Annotated in this window: 20 protein-coding genes and 1 pseudogene; 11 read left to right on the forward strand and 10 right to left on the reverse strand. The window is 64.2% G+C overall.

Annotation, left to right across the window (positions count from 1 at the left end; genetic code table 11):
- Positions 1–224 precede the first annotated feature (224 nt).
- On the forward strand, positions 225–512 hold the full coding sequence (locus tag LGM89_RS26220; protein ID WP_089429785.1) for a DUF1330 domain-containing protein: 288 nt from the start codon (positions 225–227) through the stop codon (positions 510–512).
- 16 nt (positions 513–528) lie between these two features.
- The gene (locus LGM89_RS26225) at positions 529–864 is read left to right on the forward strand and encodes a hypothetical protein (protein ID WP_226274418.1); all 336 of its coding nucleotides are present in this window, start codon (positions 529–531) and stop codon (positions 862–864) included.
- A 50-nt stretch (positions 865–914) separates the two neighbouring features.
- Here the strand turns inward: LGM89_RS26225 and LGM89_RS26230 are convergent, their stop codons facing one another.
- From LGM89_RS26230 to LGM89_RS26250, 5 genes are all read right to left on the reverse strand, one after another.
- The gene (locus tag LGM89_RS26230; RefSeq protein ID WP_226274419.1) at positions 915–1,766 is read right to left on the reverse strand and encodes an HpcH/HpaI aldolase/citrate lyase family protein; all 852 of its coding nucleotides are present in this window, start codon (positions 1,764–1,766) and stop codon (positions 915–917) included.
- A 3-nt stretch (positions 1,767–1,769) separates the two neighbouring features.
- Positions 1,770–2,969: a CaiB/BaiF CoA transferase family protein gene (locus LGM89_RS26235; RefSeq protein ID WP_226274420.1), complete on the reverse strand. Its 1,200-nt coding sequence runs from the start codon at positions 2,967–2,969 to the stop codon at positions 1,770–1,772.
- Positions 2,970–2,979: 10 nt separating this feature from the next.
- Entirely contained in the window at positions 2,980–3,849 is an 870-nt protein-coding gene (locus tag LGM89_RS26240) for a MaoC family dehydratase N-terminal domain-containing protein (RefSeq protein WP_226274421.1), read from the reverse strand.
- Between the two features lie 76 nt (positions 3,850–3,925).
- On the reverse strand, positions 3,926–4,132 hold the full coding sequence (locus tag LGM89_RS26245; RefSeq protein ID WP_413227483.1) for an FAD-binding protein: 207 nt from the start codon (positions 4,130–4,132) through the stop codon (positions 3,926–3,928).
- 39 nt (positions 4,133–4,171) lie between these two features.
- Positions 4,172–5,344, reverse strand: a complete 1,173-nt coding sequence (locus LGM89_RS26250) for an acyl-CoA dehydrogenase family protein (RefSeq protein ID WP_226274422.1) — start codon at positions 5,342–5,344, stop codon at positions 4,172–4,174.
- A 112-nt stretch (positions 5,345–5,456) separates the two neighbouring features.
- On the opposite strand from LGM89_RS26250, the gene LGM89_RS26255 reads away from it, so the two are divergent.
- Complete coding sequence (locus LGM89_RS26255; protein WP_226204904.1) at positions 5,457–6,386, forward strand: LysR family transcriptional regulator; 930 nt, start codon at positions 5,457–5,459, stop codon at positions 6,384–6,386.
- 163 nt (positions 6,387–6,549) lie between these two features.
- Here LGM89_RS26255 and LGM89_RS26260 read toward each other — a convergent pair whose 3' ends face one another.
- A complete protein-coding gene (locus LGM89_RS26260; RefSeq protein ID WP_089498786.1) occupies positions 6,550–7,341 on the reverse strand; it encodes an MHYT domain-containing protein in 792 nt (263 codons plus the stop codon).
- A gap of 364 nt (positions 7,342–7,705) precedes the next feature.
- Between LGM89_RS26260 and LGM89_RS26265 the strand changes: the two genes are divergently transcribed.
- Positions 7,706–8,350, forward strand: a complete 645-nt coding sequence (locus LGM89_RS26265) for a carbonic anhydrase (protein WP_089476248.1) — start codon at positions 7,706–7,708, stop codon at positions 8,348–8,350.
- Positions 8,351–8,574: 224 nt separating this feature from the next.
- Here the strand turns inward: LGM89_RS26265 and LGM89_RS26270 are convergent, their stop codons facing one another.
- Positions 8,575–9,309 carry an ABC transporter substrate-binding protein gene (locus LGM89_RS26270; RefSeq protein WP_226274423.1) on the reverse strand — a complete coding sequence of 245 codons (735 nt, stop codon included), beginning with the start codon at positions 9,307–9,309 and terminating at the stop codon, positions 8,575–8,577.
- Positions 9,310–9,688: 379 nt separating this feature from the next.
- On the opposite strand from LGM89_RS26270, the gene LGM89_RS26275 reads away from it, so the two are divergent.
- On the forward strand, positions 9,689–11,134 hold the full coding sequence (locus LGM89_RS26275; RefSeq protein ID WP_226274424.1) for a DEAD/DEAH box helicase: 1,446 nt from the start codon (positions 9,689–9,691) through the stop codon (positions 11,132–11,134).
- 371 nt (positions 11,135–11,505) lie between these two features.
- On the opposite strand, the gene LGM89_RS26280 is transcribed toward LGM89_RS26275, so the two are convergent.
- On the reverse strand, positions 11,506–11,946 hold the full coding sequence (locus LGM89_RS26280; RefSeq protein WP_226274425.1) for a hypothetical protein: 441 nt from the start codon (positions 11,944–11,946) through the stop codon (positions 11,506–11,508).
- A 111-nt stretch (positions 11,947–12,057) separates the two neighbouring features.
- Between LGM89_RS26280 and LGM89_RS26285 the strand changes: the two genes are divergently transcribed.
- The 6 genes and pseudogenes from LGM89_RS26285 (at position 12,058) to LGM89_RS26310 (ending at position 15,826) form a co-directional block, all read left to right on the forward strand.
- Entirely contained in the window at positions 12,058–12,441 is a 384-nt protein-coding gene (locus tag LGM89_RS26285) for an ATP-dependent protease (protein WP_175240651.1), read from the forward strand.
- Between the two features lie 268 nt (positions 12,442–12,709).
- Positions 12,710–12,875: pseudogene (locus LGM89_RS26290) on the forward strand (IS30 family transposase); the annotation flags it as partial.
- A 140-nt stretch (positions 12,876–13,015) separates the two neighbouring features.
- Positions 13,016–13,390, forward strand: a complete 375-nt coding sequence (locus LGM89_RS26295) for a hypothetical protein (RefSeq protein ID WP_226274426.1) — start codon at positions 13,016–13,018, stop codon at positions 13,388–13,390.
- 267 nt (positions 13,391–13,657) lie between these two features.
- Positions 13,658–14,254, forward strand: a complete 597-nt coding sequence (locus LGM89_RS26300; RefSeq protein WP_226274427.1) for a hypothetical protein — start codon at positions 13,658–13,660, stop codon at positions 14,252–14,254.
- 340 nt (positions 14,255–14,594) lie between these two features.
- Positions 14,595–15,008: a hypothetical protein gene (locus LGM89_RS26305; protein WP_226274428.1), complete on the forward strand. Its 414-nt coding sequence runs from the start codon at positions 14,595–14,597 to the stop codon at positions 15,006–15,008.
- Between the two features lie 218 nt (positions 15,009–15,226).
- Entirely contained in the window at positions 15,227–15,826 is a 600-nt protein-coding gene (locus tag LGM89_RS26310) for a DJ-1/PfpI family protein (RefSeq protein WP_089498782.1), read from the forward strand.
- On the opposite strand, the gene LGM89_RS26315 is transcribed toward LGM89_RS26310, so the two are convergent.
- Positions 15,807–16,292 carry a hypothetical protein gene (locus tag LGM89_RS26315; RefSeq protein WP_226204895.1) on the reverse strand — a complete coding sequence of 162 codons (486 nt, stop codon included), beginning with the start codon at positions 16,290–16,292 and terminating at the stop codon, positions 15,807–15,809. The genes LGM89_RS26310 and LGM89_RS26315 overlap by 20 nt on opposite strands.
- Positions 16,293–16,390: 98 nt before the next feature.
- A complete protein-coding gene (pstS, locus tag LGM89_RS26320) occupies positions 16,391–17,398 on the reverse strand; it encodes a phosphate ABC transporter substrate-binding protein PstS (protein WP_226274527.1) in 1,008 nt (335 codons plus the stop codon).
- Positions 17,399–17,408 lie beyond the last annotated feature (10 nt).

Below are 17,408 nucleotides of genomic sequence, written 5' to 3' on the forward strand. Positions count from 1 at the left end.
CGCACCGCGATCCGGCTCATGCACCCCTCGTCGAGGGGTGTTTTCTTTTGGTGCCGCGACACGCGCCCGGCCGACCGGGTGCGTCCATTGTTAATCCGGCTCGAATAGAGAGTTGGAAGCAGGGGGCTAAGAGAACGCGCGCCCGATGGTTAGGATGAGTGCCGTTGTCCGGCGGACGATCTCCGGATCGTCCCATCATTCTCGAACGCATCAGGAGTGCAATCTTGGCGACCTATATCGTCTTCACGCATGAAAGCACGCAGGATCAGCAGGAACTCGATCTCTACCAGGACAAGGTCGGCGCGACGACCGCCGGCCATCCGTTGAAGGTGCTGGCCGCCTATGGCCCGCAGGAAACGCTCGAGGGCGACGGCCCGGAAGGGGTGGTGATCGTCGAGTTCCCGTCCAGGGACGCCGCGCACGCGTGGTATGGCAGCCCGGCATACCAGGCCATCGTTCCGCATCGCTTCAAGGGCGCCCGCTTTCGGGCCGTGCTGGTCGAAGGCGTCTGACCGGGGCGCGAGCCGCTTGTCGATCGTCGCGGCGACTCCACCTTCGGCGGGACCGTCGTGTCGCTGTTCAAGGGCGAGCTGGGCTTTCCGCCCGACGGCTTCCCGGCAGCGCTGTCACGCAAAGGTGTCGAAGTGCGAGGCGTCGGCGCCGGATCTCGTCGGCACCTCGGACGAAATCCTGGAGCGGCTGCTGGCCGATCCGGTGGTCGGCCAGATGCGGGAGTTGCGCGTCGAACTGCCCTACAACCTGCCGTTCGAGAATTATCTGCAGCTTCTCGACGATGTCATCACGCATATCGCGCCGGCACGCGGGTGGCGGCCCGCCGATCGGCGCGAACCGGTTGCGGCCTGAGCGGCGGCGCGGATGCGGGCCGATGGAGCGCGCCGCGTAGTCGCGATCGATTATTTCCGCGTACCGGCGATGATCGCCTCGGCCGCCCGGATCACCGGAAGATCGACCATTCGGCCGTCCAGGCTGAACGCGGCGCCGCCGTGTTTCGTGGCTGCGTCGATCACGCGGCGCGCCCACGCCTGCTCGTCTTCCGAATAACCCATCGCATCGTTCACGCCGGCGACCTGCGCCGGGTGGATGCACAGCTTGCCGCCGAAACCGAACGCGCGCGCACGCCGCGCATCGGCCGTCAGGCGCTCGGCATCGTCGGTGCGCGTGGTCACGCCGTCGATCGGCGCGGGCAACTGCGCGCGACGCGACGCGGCCACGATCGCATTGCGCGCAAAGGCCAGCTCCGGCTCGTCGGGCGTCGCGCGCATGCCGACGTCGAGCTGGAAATCCAGATGCCCGAACGCGACGCGCACGACCTGTGGGTCGCGCGCCAGCGCATCGGCCGCGTCGAGCCCGGCCAGCGATTCGATCAGCGCGACGAGTTGCGCGTGCTCGCCGAGCTGCGCCGCCACCGAGCGCAGCGCGCCCGCATCCTCGGACTTCGGCAGCATCACGACCACGCCGTCCGCGACCCAGTCGCTCAGCAGCGCGAGGTCCGCGTCGTGCCACGGCGTGCCGACCGCGTTCACGCGCACGACGGTGCGCGCACGCTGCTCGGCCGTCAGCAGCGGCAGGTGCTGCGCAAGCTGCGCGCGTGCGTCGTCCTTGCTGTCGGGGCTGACGGCATCCTCGAGGTCGACGATGATGCAGTCGGCGCCCGAGTCGAGCGCCTTCGCAAAGCGCTCGGGGCGGGTGGCCGGCACGAACAGCAGGCTGCGCGCGTGATGGACGGGGGAGAGGGGCTTGGACATGGCTCATATCACGCCGGCGGCGCGCAGTTGTTCGATATCGGCGTCGGTGCGCCCGAGTTCGTGCAGGATGGCCGCGCTGTGCTCGCCCAGCGCGGGCACCGCATCCATGCGCACGTCGAAGCTGTCGATCGTGGCGGGCGGCAGCAGCGCCTGCAGTTCGCCGGCCGGCGAGTCGATCGTGCGAAAGCGCTGGCGCGCGTGCAGTTGCGGATGCGTCCAGAGATCGCCGATCCGGTTCACGGCGGCGTTCGCGATCTGCGCTTCGTCGAGCCGCGCGATCACGTCCTGCGCGGTGAGTGCGGAAAACGCCTGTTCGATCACGGCCTTCAGTTCCGCACGGTGTTCCGAGCGGTGCACGTTGGCGTCGAAGCGCGGATCGGTCGCGAGCGCCGGGTCGCGCAGCACGACATCGCAGAACGCTTTCCATTCGCGCTCGTTCTGCAGGCCGAGCATCACGACGCGGCCGTCGCCGGCCTTGAACGGGCCGTACGGGTAGATGGTCGCGTGCGCGGCGCCGTTGCGGCCCGGCTGTTGCTGGCCGTCGTAGGCGTAGTACATCGGGAAGCCCATCCACTCGGCCAGCGCCTCGAGCATCGAAATTTCCACGTGCGAGCCGATGCCCGTGACGCCGCGCTGCAGGAGCGCGCTGAGGATGCCCGTGTACGCATACATGCCCGCCGCGATGTCGGCGATTGAAATGCCGGCCTTGCAGGGCTCGTCGGCCGTGCCCGTGATCGACAGGAACGCCGCCTCGCTCTGGATCAGCAGGTCGTACGCTTTCTTGTCGCGGTAGGGGCCATCGGCGCCATAGCCCGAGATGTCGCAGACGATCAGCCGCGGGTGCTTCGCGTGCAGCGCATCGAACGACAGGCCCATGCGCGCGGCCGCGCCGGGCGCGAGGTTCTGCACCAGCACGTCGGCCTGGGCCACGAGTTCGCCCAGCACCGCCTGCGCGGCCGGTTGCTTCAGGTCCAGCGTGAGGCTTTCCTTCGACCGGTTGGTCCACACGAAATGCGACGCGAGACCGCGGGTGCGGTGATCGTACGCCCGCGCGAAATCGCCCACGCCGGGGCGCTCCACCTTGATGACGCGGGCGCCGAGGTCGGCGAGCTGGCGCGTGCAGAACGGCGCGGCAATCGCGTGTTCGAGCGTGACGACGGTCATCCCGCTGAGCGGGCCGGGTTGAGCTTTGCGAGCTTGCATGGTCGGATCGTTATTCCAGTTCGGCGCTGGCCTGCATGGCCAGCTGCCCTTGCGGGCCGCGCGCCCACAGGCGGGCGGCATGTCCTTCGAGCTTGCCGTTTACCGTGAACGGCGCGGTGTCGAACAGCGGGCTCACAGCCTTGAACTCGAAGCGGCGAATAATCTTGCAGGGATGCGTGCGGCGCAGTTCCTCCAGCAGCAGCATCGCGATCAGCGGGCCGTGCACCACGAGGCCCGGATAGCCTTCTTCCTGCATCGCGTAAGGCCGGTCGTAGTGAATCCGGTGGCCGTTGAAGGTGAGCGCGGAGAAGCGCATCAGCAGCACCGGATCGGGCGTGACGATGCGCGAATACTGTTCGTCCGTCGGCGCGGGTGCCGGCTGCGGTGCCGGTGCCGGTGCCGGTGCGCCGGCAGCGGCGGGAGGCGGCGCGTCGCGATACACGATGTCCTGTTCTGCGCGGATCGCCACGCCTTGCGCGTCGCCGATCTCATGCAGCACAGTCACGAACACTAGCCGGCCGCTGCGGCCGGACTTGCTCTGCACGCTCAGGATCGTCGACCGGCGCTGCACGGGCGCATCGACGGCCAGCGGCCGCAGGAACTGCAGCCGTCCGCCGGCCCACATGCGGCGTGGCAGCGTGACGGGCGGCAGTAAGCCGCCGCGCCGCGGGTGACCGTCGACGCTGATGTTCGACTGACGCTCGCCCGGCAGGAAGTACAGCCAGTGCCACAGCGGCGGCAGTGTCGCGGGGAGTTCGGATGGGTTCGCGTAGTCCAGTGCCGCCTGCAGCAGGCGGATGGGTGCCTGGGTAATCCGGTCCGCGCTGTCTTCACTGCGGCCGACCCACGCGTCGAAGGATTCGGAAGGCGCGACACTCATGGTGTTTCGTGCTCGATGATGGAAGTGTCCGGCAGGCAGCCGGCGCCTGTATTTCCGGTGCCGGCTCCCCTGGCCGTCACCATGCGTTGACTCGTTCGGGCACGGCCGCGAACAGATCGACTTCGAGGCTGCAGTCGATCACGATAAAGATATGTGATTCGGAATCCTTGTTGATCGCGACGATTACCGTCGATTCCTTCACGCCGGCCAAATGCTGGATCGCCACCGAGATACCGACCGCGACGTACCGCTGCGGCGCGACGATCTTGCCGTTCTGGCCGATCGGGGACGAGCATCTTCATGGAGAGGAATCCTTCCGGAATCAGTAGGAACGGGGCAGCTGCAGCACATGCTCGGCTACGTGCCCGAGGATCATGTTGGTGGAAATCGGCGCAACTTGGTAAAGGCGCGTTTCGCGGAACTTGCGCTCCACGTCGTATTCGCAGGCGAAACCGAAGCCGCCGTGCGTCTGCAGGCACGCATTGGCCGCTTCCCAGCTTGCCTTGGCCGCCAGGTACTTGGCCATGTTGGCCTCGACCCCGGCGTTCTGGCGCGCGTCGATCTTCTCGCAGGCGCGCCAGCGCATCAGGTTCGCGGCCTCCAGCTCGATGAACGATTCCGCGAGCGGAAACTGGATGCCCTGGTTCTGCCCGATCGGGCGGCCGAACACCTTGCGCTCGCTCGCGTAGTCGCGCGCTTTCTCGAGAAACCAGTAGCCGTCGCCGATGCACTCGGCCGCGATCAGCGTGCGCTCGGCGTTCAGGCCGTCGAAGATCACCTTCAGCCCCTTGCCTTCGGTGCCGAGCAGCGCGTCTTCCGGCAGCTCCAGGTTGTCGAAGAACAGCTCGTTGGTCTCGTGATTGACCATGTTGAGGATGGGGCGCACCGTGAGGCCGTTGCCGATCGCCTTGTCCAGCTCGACGATGAAGCACGACAGCCCGTCGCTCTTTTTCTGCACCTGGTCGAGCGGCGTGGTGCGTGCGAGCAGGATCAGCAGGTCGCTGTGCTGAACCCGCGAGATCCACACCTTCTGGCCGTTGACGACCCAGCGACCGTCCTTCTTCACGGCCGTGGTCTTGAGCTTGGTGGTGTCGCTGCCGGTGGTCGGCTCGGTCACGCCCATCGACTGCACGCGCAGTTCGCCCGCTGCGATACGCGGCAGGTAGCGCTGCTTCTGCGCGTCGGTGCCGCTGAACACGATGGTGTTCATCACGTACATCTGGCCGTGGCACGCGCCCGAATTGCCGCCGGAGCGGTTGATCTCTTCCATGATGACCGACGCCTCGGCCATCGACAGCCCCGGGCCGCCGTATTCCTGCGGAATCAGCGCGGCCAGCCAGCCGGCCTGCGTGAGGGCGGTGACGAACGCGTCGGGATAGCCGCGCGCCTCGTCGATCTTGCGGTGGTAGTCGGCCGGAAACTGATTGCACAGGCTGCGTATCGCGTCGCGGATTGCCTGGTACTGGTCGGGGGCGGAGAAAACGGAGGCGCTCATGAATCGTGTCTCGTCATTGGCATGGGTCGAGTCCATAATAAGTTTTGATGGATTTCTTAAACAATAGAATTTCCTGATCGTCGAATCAGTTTTTGGTATCGAGGTATCCGCGATGGATCTCAAGCAATTGCGTGCGTTCGTCACCGTGGCCGAAACGGGCAACGTCACCCGGGCATCGGGCCTGTTGAATCTCGTGCAGCCGGCCGTGTCGCGCCAGCTGCGCCTGCTCGAGGAGGACATGGGGACGGAATTGTTCGACCGCAGCCGTCACGGGATGCAACTCACGTCGTCGGGCAAGACGATGCTCGAATACGCGCGCCGCATCCTCAACGAGGTGGCGCGCGCCAAGGCCGAGATCCAGCCGACCGACGGGCCGGTGGCGGGCATCGTGAGCATCGGGCTGCTGGCCAGCACGTCGGATCTCCTGGCCACGCGGCTGGCGGGCGAGGTGGCACGGCGCTACCCGCACATCCGGCTGCGGCTCACGATCGGCTATGCGGGCCACCTGCAGGACTGGCTCGAAGCGGGGGATGTCGATGCGGCGCTGCTGTACGGGCAGAAGGAGACGCCCGCGCTGCACGTCAAGGCGTTGATCGACGAGAGTCTGTGGGCCGTCGCGGCGCCGTCGGCCAAGCTGTCGCACAAGCGGCCGGTGTCGCTGGATCGGGTCGCACGCGAGCCGTTCATCCTGCCCTCCGCGCCGCAGGGCCTGCGGGCGGCGATCGAGCACGCGGCGGCCGAGGCGGGCGTGACGTTGCAGGTGTTCGCCGAAACCAATGCGCTGAGCGTGCAGAAGGAACTGGTCGCGCAAGGCCACGGCTGGACGATCCTGCCGGCCGTCGGCGTGACGCAGGAGGTCGAGCGCGGGATCCTGAGCGCGGCACCGCTCGCGTCGCCGGGCGTCCGGCGCACGATCGTGCTCGCGGCGCCCAGCAGCCGGCAGGCGACCGCACCCGTTCGCTGCGTGGTCGGTGTGCTGCTCGATTGCGTGAAGGCGACGTTCGACCAGGGCGACTGGCCCGATGCGCGCTGGCTGGGCTAGGGCGAGTTCGTTGTGGGGTGAGCCCCCTCGGATGCGGTCTTACCCCGGCGGGACAGGCCGGCGCGCCGAAGCGGCCGGCCACCCGTGCACCGGGTGTGCCGGGCCGGGAGAGCGGGGGGGAAAGGCCCGTTTGACGGGCCCGGATGCAGTCGAGCGTGCGCTCTTAGCGAGTCGGATTCCGTCGATCGAGATGGGTGCTCAATGTTGCCTGAACGCGTTCTCGCGCCTGGGTGTTGATCCTGGCATCCAGCAGCATGATCACGGCGGCAACCAGGAAAATCACCAGGCTGACCGTCACGACGATACCGGCCAGCCACGGTGCGGGTAGATTGGCGAGGGTTGCGGTCGCGTCGCTGCCTCGTTCGAAACTGGCTGCTGCCATGCCGCAATAGTGCATCCCGCACACGGCCACGCCCATGACGATGGCCGAACCGATCTGGCGTGTCCTGCCGAAGGTGCTCGGCCTGCGCAGGTCGAAGGCCAGCAACAAGGCGGCGCCGCTTGCCAGGATCGCGATGATGACGGACAGCACGACCAACCAGGGCTGGTATCGAATACCGGAGCAGATGCTCATTGCCTGCATGCCGAGATAGTGCATGCCGGCGACGCCCAGCCCCATGACGATTGCGCTGACAATGAGTTGCGGCCAGTGCAGGGCGAAGCGGGCGAGCGGGGCGAAGCCGACTGTCGAAGCAGCAATCGCGATGAGCAAGGAAGCGACGGTGGTGGGAATATCGTATCCGACAGCGACCGGCAGGTGAAATGCCAGCATGGCGACGAAATGCATCGACCAGATGCCGAGCCCCATGATGCACCCGCCGAACGCGATCCAGGGCCAGATCGAACGATTCCCGATGAGATTCAGGCGATCGGAGATATTGAGTGCCGTGAACGATGCGAGGATCGAAAGCAGGCAGGAAAGTACGACGAGCGTAAGGTCGTAGGTGCCGGACATGATCGTTGTTCTCGGTTATAGGCTTTTTGGTCGTTTGAGGGCGCCCTATTTTTGCGAGTGCGCCATCCCCTCGTGTGTCCCGCAAATATACCGAAACCCGCAATCGAATCAAGGGCGCCGCCGGCCACTTAGGGTGGTGCGTCGGTGCGGCGGACTTCCCCGGAGCGTGCCGGGTTTTCGGTCCCGGGGGGACCGGATCGAATGCGCCGCGCGCGCATGGGGGGCGCCGAGGTAGTCCGGCTGACCGACGTCCGCGCCGGCCTCATCACGACGTCGCCGATCTGCGATAATGTCGCCCGCCCTGGCGGACGGCAGCGTACGATCGCGTTGCCCGCCCGCCGTGAATTCGTATCAGGAGAGTCCCGTGCGCGACATCATCGACGGCTTCCTGCGCTTTCAGCGCGAGGTCTATCCGCAACGTGTCGAGCTGTTCAAGCAGCTCGCCACCGCCCAAAATCCCAAGGCGCTGTTCGTGACGTGCTCGGACAGCCGCGTGGTGCCCGAGCTGCTGACGCAGCGCGAGCCGGGCGAACTGTTCGTGATTCGCAACGCGGGCAACATCGTCCCGTCGTATGGACCGGAACCGGGCGGCGTGTCGGCCACGGTCGAGTATGCGGTCGCCGTGCTCGGCGTGCGGGATATCGTCATTTGCGGGCACTCGGATTGCGGCGCGATGGGCGCGATCTCACGGTGTACGTGTCTCGACCATATGCCGGCTGTTGCGAACTGGTTGCGCCATTCCGATGCCGCGAAAGCCATCAATGCCGCGCATCAGTTCGACTCCCCTCGGGACAAGCTCGACGGTCTGGTGCGCGAGAACGTGATCGCGCAGCTCGCCAACCTGCGCACGCATCCGTCGGTTGCGCTTGCGCTCGAACAAGGACGCATGAACCTGCACGGTTGGGTCTACGACATCGAGATGGGGCGCATCGACGCACTCGACGGCGCGACGCGCCAATTTGTCCCGTTGAGCGAGTCGCCGGCCACGGTGGCGGTCAAGTCGTACTGAGCGCCGGCGCTTCCCGGCCGGTCGTATCCACCCGGCCGAGTCGGACAATCGGAAGCGCCGATCTGCGGTCCGATCTGTATCGGCAGTCGCGAAGGTCGGTTCCGCCCATGCCCGACGTCTTCATCTCGATCACGGCTTCCTGCACCCGACGCGGCCGCGCGGAGTCGGGCGGCCGCAAAGCGGGGCGATCGCCGCTGTAGATCGCTGCGTGACGCCCCGTGCCGTCACGCTTGCGGCGCGACGGATGCGCCCGAGATGCCATGCCGCCGCAGCGAATCCGCGACGAAGCCCGACGCCTTCATTTCCTCGACGAACGCATTCAATGCCGCCGCGGCCGCTTCGCCGCGGCTCTTCGGCACGCCCATGGCCTGCCGGATCACCATGAACCGCTCGTCGAGCAGGCGCAGGCCAGGCGTTTTAGCGGCGTCTGTCTCGAGCTGCTGCTTCACGCCTGCGGCCACTTCCAGTTGCTGCTCGACGAAGGTTTGCACGACCGCTTGCGACGTCGGCGCGCGCACGATCTGCGCGGCTTTCAGTTCGCGCGTGAGGAACAGGTCGTAGGCGCTGCCCTTGCCGACGGTCACGCGGTGGTCGGGCTGGTCGACGTCCGCGTTCGTGCGGATCGGCGACGCGTCGCGCACGAGATAGAACCCCTCGATCAGCACGTACGGCGCCGTGAACGCGACCGTTTCGCCGCGCAGCGGATCGACCGCGAAGAAGCCGAAGTCGGCGCGCTCGTCGGTCAGCGCCTGCACCGATTTGCCGGCAGTGTCGAACACGACCAGTTCCAGCTCGGCCGACAGGCGCTCGGCGAACGCGCGCGCAAGGTCGATCGACACGCCGAACGGTTCGCCCGTCGCCGGGTCGCGGTTCGCGAGGATCGGGTTGCCGAGGTTGATCGACGCGCGCAGCTTGCCGGTCGGCGTGAACGCGGAGAGGACGGAAGGGGCGAGGGGCATGGCAGGCTCGTGGCGGTCGTAGGGGCAGGGTGTGGCGCGCGTCGATGTGCGATCGCGCGTCGGCATCGAGCTTATCACCTGGCTTTCGTCATCGAGCGGCGTCGAGCGGCGCAAGCCTGCCTTCGGCGCCAATCGGGAGGCGCGAGACAGGTGCGTTCCCCTCATCTTGTGCCCCCACCAGCGATGGACGGGCCAAGGGATTGCGTGGCTGCGAGAGACGATTTGATGCGGGAAGAGGGAGTTGATTTGCTTGCTTCGCGCCAGCGGCGGCTGTCGGTTGGCCGTGGCGTCGCTCCCCGTCGGCGCCGCCCAGACGGCGTTGTGGGCCTTGATCCGCCCGGCAACCGCTAGAATTGCGGTTTTAGTCCGGAATACGTCCATGTCTTTTGCCTCGCTCGGCCTGATAGATCCCTTGCTGCGTAACCTGCAGGACCTCAATTACCAGGCCCCCACGCCGGTGCAGGCCAAGGCGATTCCTGCCGTGCTCGGTGGCAAGGACGTGATGGCGGGCGCCCAGACCGGCACGGGCAAGACGGCGGGTTTTGCGCTGCCGCTGTTGCAGCGGCTGGTGCAACACGGCCCGGCGGTGTCCAGCAACCGCGCACGTGTGCTGGTGCTGGTGCCCACGCGTGAACTGGCTGAACAGGTGCTGCAAAGCTTCATCGCTTACGGCAAGGGCCTCGATTTGCGGTTTCTGGCCGCTTACGGCGGCGTGAGCATCAATCCGCAGATGATGAAGTTGCGCAAGGGCGTGGATGTGCTCGTGGCCACGCCGGGCCGTTTGCTGGACCTCAATCGCCAGAACGCGGTGCAGTTCGATCAGGTGCAGACGCTGGTGCTGGACGAAGCCGACCGCATGCTGGATCTCGGCTTTGCACGCGAGCTCAACGCCGTCTTTGCCGCGCTGCCCGTGCAGCGCCAGACGCTGCTGTTCTCGGCCACGTTTAGCGACGATATCCGCGCGATGGCGGCGACCATTCTGCGCAGTCCGGTCAACATCAGCGTCAGCCCGCCCAATGCCACGGCCAGCAAGATCAAGCAGTGGGTGGTGACGGTGGACAAGCGGAACAAGCCCGATCTTTTCATGCACCTCGTGGCCGAGAACAAGTGGGAGCATGCGCTGGTGTTCGTCAAGACGCGCAATGGCGTGGATTACCTGGCGGCGATGCTGGACGAAGCGGGCTATGCCGTCGACACCATCCACGGCGACAAGCCTCAACCGGCGCGCCTGCGTGCGCTGGAGCGCTTCAAGACGGGCGAAGTCCAGATGCTGGTGGCCACCGATGTCGCGGCGCGCGGGCTGGATATCGACGACCTGCCGCTGGTGATCAACGTCGACCTGCCGATCGTGGCGCAAGACTACGTGCACCGCATCGGCCGTACCGGCCGCGCGGGCGCCAGCGGCGTGGCGGTGTCCCTGGTGTGCGCGGATGAGGCGCCGCAACTGGCCGCGATCGAAGCGCTGATCAAGCAAACGCTGCGCCGTGAAGAAGAGCCGGGTTTCGAGGCCGAACATCGCGTGCCGGAAACCAGCGCGACGGGCGAGATCATCAAGAAACCCAAAAAGCCCAAGAAGCCGAAAGTGCCGCACGCTGCGTCGGCTGCCGTGCCGGTGGCGGGTAAAAAGCCGCGTCCGCAAGGTGGTGAGAACAAGCGCAAGGCTGCCGCGCCGCACGGGAAGCCGGCCGGTAACGGACCGGACTACACCATCGGCAGTCCGTTCAGCGCGCAGAAGCCGCGTGGCAAATCTGCCGGCAAGCCGGCGGCGGGCGCACGCAAGCCGGCGGGCAAACCCGCTGGCCCCCGTGGGAAACGTCCGTCCTGATGCGTGGGGATGCGGCTCGCCAGCCATTGAATATGGCTGGCGGTTTGGCGGCTGAAGGCAACTTCGAGTGCGTGGCGTCGTCGGGTTGAATCTGCAGCCCATTGCGATCCGTCGACGCACATTTCAGGACCGCCGTTTCAGGCTGAAACGGGAGGTTCAGGAAAGTCCGCCGGGACAAGCGCCCGTTGCTGATGCCAGGACGGCGGCGAGGATTAGCGCTGCAAAGGCAGATCGAGCGACTGGACGGATGGCCGGGAAACCTGTTCGACTGTTTGCTGCGGCACCAGCAGGTGCGAGCATCGCCGGCGAAGGCGGAACCTGCAATCCGCCTGCACAGCCTTGCGGAATGCTGTCCCGCTATCGGTGCGGCCTTACTGCCATTCACCGGGATGACAGATCACCCAACCCGGAAGGTAGCTATCCATGTCCGTGTGACCCCAGCACCAGTTGTGCTGGTGAAGGGTCTTCATCAGTTGTTCGCGTTGTGCGCACGCGCTTCCCGGCGCATATTGCCCGTCAGGCAACAACTTCGGTGCCGGACCGTTCCGGCATTGGTCATTGGCGACTTCTTCCTGATGCATCAATGCCTGGACGGCAGAGGGAATGGTGCGGGCCAACGTCGCCTTGTATTCGATGCAGGCGGGCGCCTTGGGATCGTTGGACTTGCGGGCACATTGGGACTGAAGCTTGTCGATGTTTCTCGATACTTCGGGTGGATACGTCTCGGCGTGCGCCGCAGCAAGACATCCAGCCATCAACAGACAGGCGGCAAGTGATCTGATCAAAATCATTTCGCGTATGACACGATGCATCCGGTAGCTCGGGAACGGGCGAATTATGGCATGTGCGCGCGGTTCGTATTCGAGGGGCCGGCCCGGGTGCGGCCCGTGCGATGATGTGCGATGAACGACATGAGAGATGAAATGACGACACCATTCGACGAGGCGACAACGGCGGCGATCGCCGCGTTTGCCCAATTGGATCTTTACACGGCTTTGCAGGCGATGCGCGCCGAGGCGGACTACGACCACGAACGGGACCAGTGGATCTCGCGCTATATCGACGAGCACGGCGGCGGCGCGGACGATGCCGAATATGACGCCTTGCACGCGCGGGCGCAGGCAACTCCGGAATACGCGCAGTTCATCGATGCGGCTCGCCGGGAAATCCTGGAATATTTCGGCGTGACCGACGATCAACTGGACTGGATGGTCGTGCTGCGCAACGACGACAGCGATGAGCTTTGGGCGGAAGTCAACCGGCAGCGGAGCGCGCTGGGAACCGGTGAAGTGCGCGGAGATCTCTGATCGTTGCTTGCCATTGGGGGCGCAAGTCGTGCTGCGTGCGGGGCTGGAGTCAGGTCAATCGCGAGATGCGCCGGGCTTTCAGTTGCTGAAGCCGATCCGTCGAGGGAGGGCAAGCTTTCGGAGCTTCGGAACGCGTGGCCGTTGTGCTCTGACACTTGCCGTCGAGATGCAACGGCTCGATCTGCAGCAACGGGGCGTATTTGGGCGGCCGCATTGGATAGCGGCCGGTCACGAACGGTCAGTCGACACTTGGGTTGAAGTTGCCGACAATTGGCACGTCCGACAGTATTTCCCAAAAGGGATCGACCTCTCGGCCTATTCACAGGCCACAGCTCAACGCTGTTGCCAGGCGGCTCAATGAGCGTCCTCGAAAGACGCTAGACTTCGATACACCGGCTGAGCGCTTTCACCAATTCGTTGCATCGACGGGTTGAATCCGCAGCCAGAAGTGGTCGTTCGACATCGTTGGGGAGATCGCAGAAAATCTAACAACTATGAGGTCGATCCAAACGAGGATCAGATGCGCTGGGGTCGAGCCCACACAAGGCCCGGCTGCGATACGACAGGAAGCTCAATGCCAAATTTCTCGTGGGAACCGTTGGATTTTCTTGAAGCACTTGAAGTCGTTCCGGTGGTGGGCGAGTATGGAATTTACTATCAGTATCTCGTTTCGAGAGCGCCTCTTTCCGTGAGTCTAACGATATGGCCGCTCGATTGCGACGTCGAGGTTTTGTTCAAGAATGAAGGGTTTGCAGAGCCATTTGTTCGGCTTAACCTGCTCAATTGTCCGGGGGCGCGTGTCATTCGAGATGATCAACGCACGCATATCGAATTTTCTGCTGCACGGCTGTTCGGAGGGCGTTTCGACCACGCACATACGCCCCCCTACGGATTTCAATTGCAGATTCAACCGTTTATCCAGATTTCGACGTTTTCATATCCTGTCTAATGAAATTTGAACGTCGTCGACAAGGACTGTTGTGGTCAATTACCTCGGGCAGTACCTGGCCCGCTCCAGTGATTCGGGGCATTCAAACTGACCATTTCGGATCGGCATCCGCCTTCGGCGTCCAAGGACTCCGTCGACGCAACGCGACCTTCGTCGCGGGGCCGGGTTCGGCCAGCTTGAGACATTCGACGCAGCCACATAAATCGCGGACAATAGGTAGTCAAAGCGCCCTGATGCACCAACTACGTATACTGATTCGAATCACATATGTGGCCTTTCAAAAAGCGTGTTACGGCTTCGGCTACACGTCCCGCCTCGTCCTTAGACAAGATCATAGAAGCAACCGCCGCTCCAGGCGGTCCGGTTTACTGCTATGTTGAGTTCGAATCGAATGGCGAGAAGGCCTTACAGCGACTGACGGAATTCTTTGACCTCGTGAAGGCTGCAAAAGATAGCGATGAGCCCGCCGACGAGTCGCAACTATCAGCCTATCTGACCGAGGCTGAACGCGCCTACTTCCCGAGCCTGACCGCGGAGGAAATGGCTGAGTGGAACGAATATTGGTTTTCCACTCCGCTGCCGAAGCGACATTCTCCTGAGATGCCGACGCCTGGATGGGACCTAGCGTCCATGCTTGATGCATTCTGGAATGGAGACTACGACCTCATTGCAATCCGACCGCGAGCAACACAGCATGTGTTGGAGTTCAACCCGCATGGTTATCCATATGGCGGCACCGGCAGCCTTGTTGCGATGGTTGAGTGTTTCGGCCATCAGGTCGTCGGCGTCGATGACGGAACGGGGTATGAGAAATACGTGCCACGTACGAACATCTGGAAGCCACGTGCTCGCCGTGTTGTCTGACCAAGTATTGCGGCCGCGTCGCATGACTGCTTCGGAGCGGGGCCGATGACCGCAACGGATCGATGCCGGCCCGCGACTTCGCACACAAGCACCTCGTTCGACACGCATCACGGACGGGGCCGCCCCGATAGACTCGAGCGTTGAAATTTCGGTCTCGATCGAAACAGCGGCCGTCTAATCGTGGAGTAGTATTCCTCCATGTCCGGCATTGCCAAATCTCTACGGCACACAGCCGACTGATCCGTGACGACGGCGGCGAGCTCGCTACAGCGTTCGGGAACTGTTTCAACGATACGTATGGCGGCTCCGGCCGTGGCGACGGCATGGATGGGAATGCATCATGTCAACCGAGTGGAATCACCGCGTCAGACTGTTTGTCCAGCGTTTCTGGCAGCCGACCAGTGCGTGCATGACGTGCATGCCGGGGAGCTGGGGAAATATCATGAGCCTCGCCCACTGGACTATCGCATTTCATACGGGTCTGCTGACCGGACTCCTGGCTGTACTGCTGACGTTCACGCCTGTGGCAAAACTCTACGCGAATCGATACGGCAATGCGCTGGTCGTTGGCGTTCTGACCACGTTGGGCGACGCCTACTCGCACACGAGTCACTACCGCATCCCCTATGTCGAGCACATCGTGACGGGTGCAATTTCAGGTGTCTTGACGCTTGCGGCGTCATATCTCTTCGAAGACCGCGCGCGACGCGTTCGGGCGATGTGGGCTCGGATTGTCGGACAGCCCGTCCGCTGACTTTCCGAACCCACCGGGCCAAACGGAAAGCGATTCCCCGGTGAAGCTACGCTTCATGAACTGCCGGCCCGGAAAGCCGCGCCGATGCGAGAACGCGACGTGCACCTTCCGACCCCGCCCCCGTGGCCGAAACAGCAACCATCAGTTTTCGTCAACGTCAATCCGTCCATCGCGCCGATCTGGCAATATGCATCGACAGACCTCAGCCAGGGCACCTCATGCACATCGCGATTCTGACCTTCCAGGGCTTCAACGAACTCGATTCCCTCATCGCGCTGGGCGTACTCAACCGAATCAAGAAGCCCGACTGGCGGGTGACGCTGTCATGCCCGGAGCATTTCGTCACATCGATGAACGGGGTGACCGTTCAGGCGCAGTCGACGTTGGCGGACGCACGCGCGGCGGATGCCGTCATCGTCGGGAGCGGTATTCAAACCCGGGATGTCGTCAACGACGCGACGCTGATGGCGCAGCTCAATCTCGATCCGACCCGGCAACTGATTGGTGCCCAATGTTCGGGCACGCTCGTTCTGGCAAAACTCGGCCTCCTCGACAACATCCCGGCATGCACGGACCTCACGACCAAGCCGTGGGTCGTCGAGGCGGGCGTCGAAGTCCTCAATCAGCCTTTCTTCGCACAAGGCAATGTCGCAACGGCAGGTGGCTGCTTTGCTTCGCAGTATCTGGCCGCATGGATCATTGCGCGCCTGGAGGGCGAGGAAGCCGCACGGAGCGCACTGCACTACGTGGCGCCGGTGGGGGAGAAGGAGGAATACGTTGCTCGCGCGTTGACGAACATCACGCCTTACCTGCCGTAGCGCGCAAAAAAATGGCGCTGCCCCCATCGCAGTGGGCCGGGTTCAGCGGCAACGTCGGATTCCCGACACCGGCTTCACCCAGGTGCCCGGGTGCCATGTCGTTCGGCTGCGGTGTGGAAGAGGGCGCGAGAATGTTCGCTGACCCGTTCAGGCAGAGCCATTCAGTGACGCCGGCTCGCAATGGATCGGACTCCACCAGCCAGTTCGTATGACAAAGACGGCAGCGATACTGTCGCACGACGATTGCAGGCCGTCCTAGCGGCCGCAATTTCGTTGGCTCGTGCAATTCCACCAGTTCCCGATGGGCGACAGGATCGGCCGTCGCGTGCAGGGTCGTGCAGGCTTCGCAAGGCATGGAGGTCAGCTTTTCAGGAACGCGTTGGATCGGTGAAGCGCTTCTTCGCGCATGGCTCAAATCGTCCGTTGATTGCAACGTGATCGGCAGTGCGTCCGTCTCATGCTTCAATCAGGCCGCGCTCACCATCGCGGTGTGCGTCGATCGGCGGTTGCGTCCTCCTGCGCTGCGAGGCGAATGCGGGCGATTGCGCGGCTCATCCGGACTCCTCAGTTTGCAATCGGCTTACCGGACGCATCCTTGATTTGCGTTTTCCATTGCGAGCGGATTTCGGACACCACCGATTCGGGAAGCGAGATGTAGTCCAATTCCGTGGCGGCCTGGCTGCCGTTGTGGAATGCCCAGTCGAAGAACTTCAGCGTTTCCGCACCTTGTGCCGGTTTCTCTTGCGTTGCGTGCAGCAGCACGAACGTCGCGCCGACGACGGGCCACGCGTCCTTGCCCGGCTCGTCCGTCAGGATTTGATAGAACGACTTCGACCAGTTCGCGCCTGCAGCGGCGGCCTTGAACGTTTCCGTCTTCGGCTCGACCACCGTGCCCGTCGAGTTCTTCAGGGCCGTGTAGACCATGTTGTTCTTCTTCGCGTACGCCCATTCGACGTAGCCGACCGCGCCCGGCAGGCGCTGCACGAACGCTGCGACGCCGTCGTTGCCCTTGCCGCCCGTGCCCGTCGGCCAGTTGACCGTCGTGCCTTCGCCGACCTTCGACTTCCACTCGTCGTTGACCTTCGACAGGTAGTTCGTCCAGATGAAGCTCGTGCCCGAGCCGTCAGCGCGGCGAACCACGGCGATGTCCGTGTCCGGCAGCTTGACCTTCGGGTTCAGCGCGGCGATCGCCGGGTCGTTCCACTTCTTGATCTTGCCGAGGTAGATGTCGGCGAGCACCGGGCCCGACAATGTCAGTTCGCCGGCCTTCACGCCCGGTACGTTGACGACCGGCACCACGCCCCCGACCACCGTCGGGAACTGGAACAGGCCGGCCTTCGCGAGCTCGTCATCCTTCAGCGGAGCGTCCGAACCGGCAAAGTCGACCGTCTTCGCGTTGATCTGCTTCAGGCCGCCCGACGAGCCGATGCCTTGATAGTTGACCTTGCCGCCGCCCGCCTTCTTGTACGCATCGGCCCACTTTGCGTAGATCGGTGCTGCAAACGTGCTGCCTGCGCCGGTGATATCTACCGCGTGAGCATGGAGGGCAACAAGAATCAGGGTGCAGGGCATCAAGATCCGG

Source organism: Burkholderia sp. AU31624 (assembly GCF_020420065.1).
Lineage (GTDB): Bacteria > Pseudomonadota > Gammaproteobacteria > Burkholderiales > Burkholderiaceae > Burkholderia.

Bases quoted from the DNA above. Each gene is read 5' to 3' on its own strand.
- LGM89_RS26230 (WP_226274419.1), bottom strand. From the start codon at position 1,766: ATGTCCAAGCCCCTCTCCCCCGTCCATCACGCGCGCAGCCTGCTGTTC.
- LGM89_RS26235 (WP_226274420.1), bottom strand. From the start codon at position 2,969: ATGCAAGCTCGCAAAGCTCAACCCGGCCCGCTCAGCGGGATGACCGTC.
- LGM89_RS26240 (WP_226274421.1), bottom strand. From the start codon at position 3,849: ATGAGTGTCGCGCCTTCCGAATCCTTCGACGCGTGGGTCGGCCGCAGT.
- LGM89_RS26250 (WP_226274422.1), bottom strand. From the start codon at position 5,344: ATGAGCGCCTCCGTTTTCTCCGCCCCCGACCAGTACCAGGCAATCCGC.
- LGM89_RS26255 (WP_226204904.1), top strand. From the start codon at position 5,457: ATGGATCTCAAGCAATTGCGTGCGTTCGTCACCGTGGCCGAAACGGGC.
- LGM89_RS26260 (WP_089498786.1), bottom strand. From the start codon at position 7,341: ATGTCCGGCACCTACGACCTTACGCTCGTCGTACTTTCCTGCCTGCTT.
- LGM89_RS26270 (WP_226274423.1), bottom strand. From the start codon at position 9,309: ATGCCCCTCGCCCCTTCCGTCCTCTCCGCGTTCACGCCGACCGGCAAG.
- LGM89_RS26275 (WP_226274424.1), top strand. From the start codon at position 9,689: ATGTCTTTTGCCTCGCTCGGCCTGATAGATCCCTTGCTGCGTAACCTG.
- LGM89_RS26280 (WP_226274425.1), bottom strand. From the start codon at position 11,946: ATGCATCGTGTCATACGCGAAATGATTTTGATCAGATCACTTGCCGCC.
- LGM89_RS26285 (WP_175240651.1), top strand. From the start codon at position 12,058: ATGACGACACCATTCGACGAGGCGACAACGGCGGCGATCGCCGCGTTT.
- LGM89_RS26295 (WP_226274426.1), top strand. From the start codon at position 13,016: ATGCCAAATTTCTCGTGGGAACCGTTGGATTTTCTTGAAGCACTTGAA.
- LGM89_RS26300 (WP_226274427.1), top strand. From the start codon at position 13,658: ATGTGGCCTTTCAAAAAGCGTGTTACGGCTTCGGCTACACGTCCCGCC.
- LGM89_RS26305 (WP_226274428.1), top strand. From the start codon at position 14,595: ATGTCAACCGAGTGGAATCACCGCGTCAGACTGTTTGTCCAGCGTTTC.
- LGM89_RS26310 (WP_089498782.1), top strand. From the start codon at position 15,227: ATGCACATCGCGATTCTGACCTTCCAGGGCTTCAACGAACTCGATTCC.
- pstS (WP_226274527.1), bottom strand. From the start codon at position 17,398: ATGCCCTGCACCCTGATTCTTGTTGCCCTCCATGCTCACGCGGTAGAT.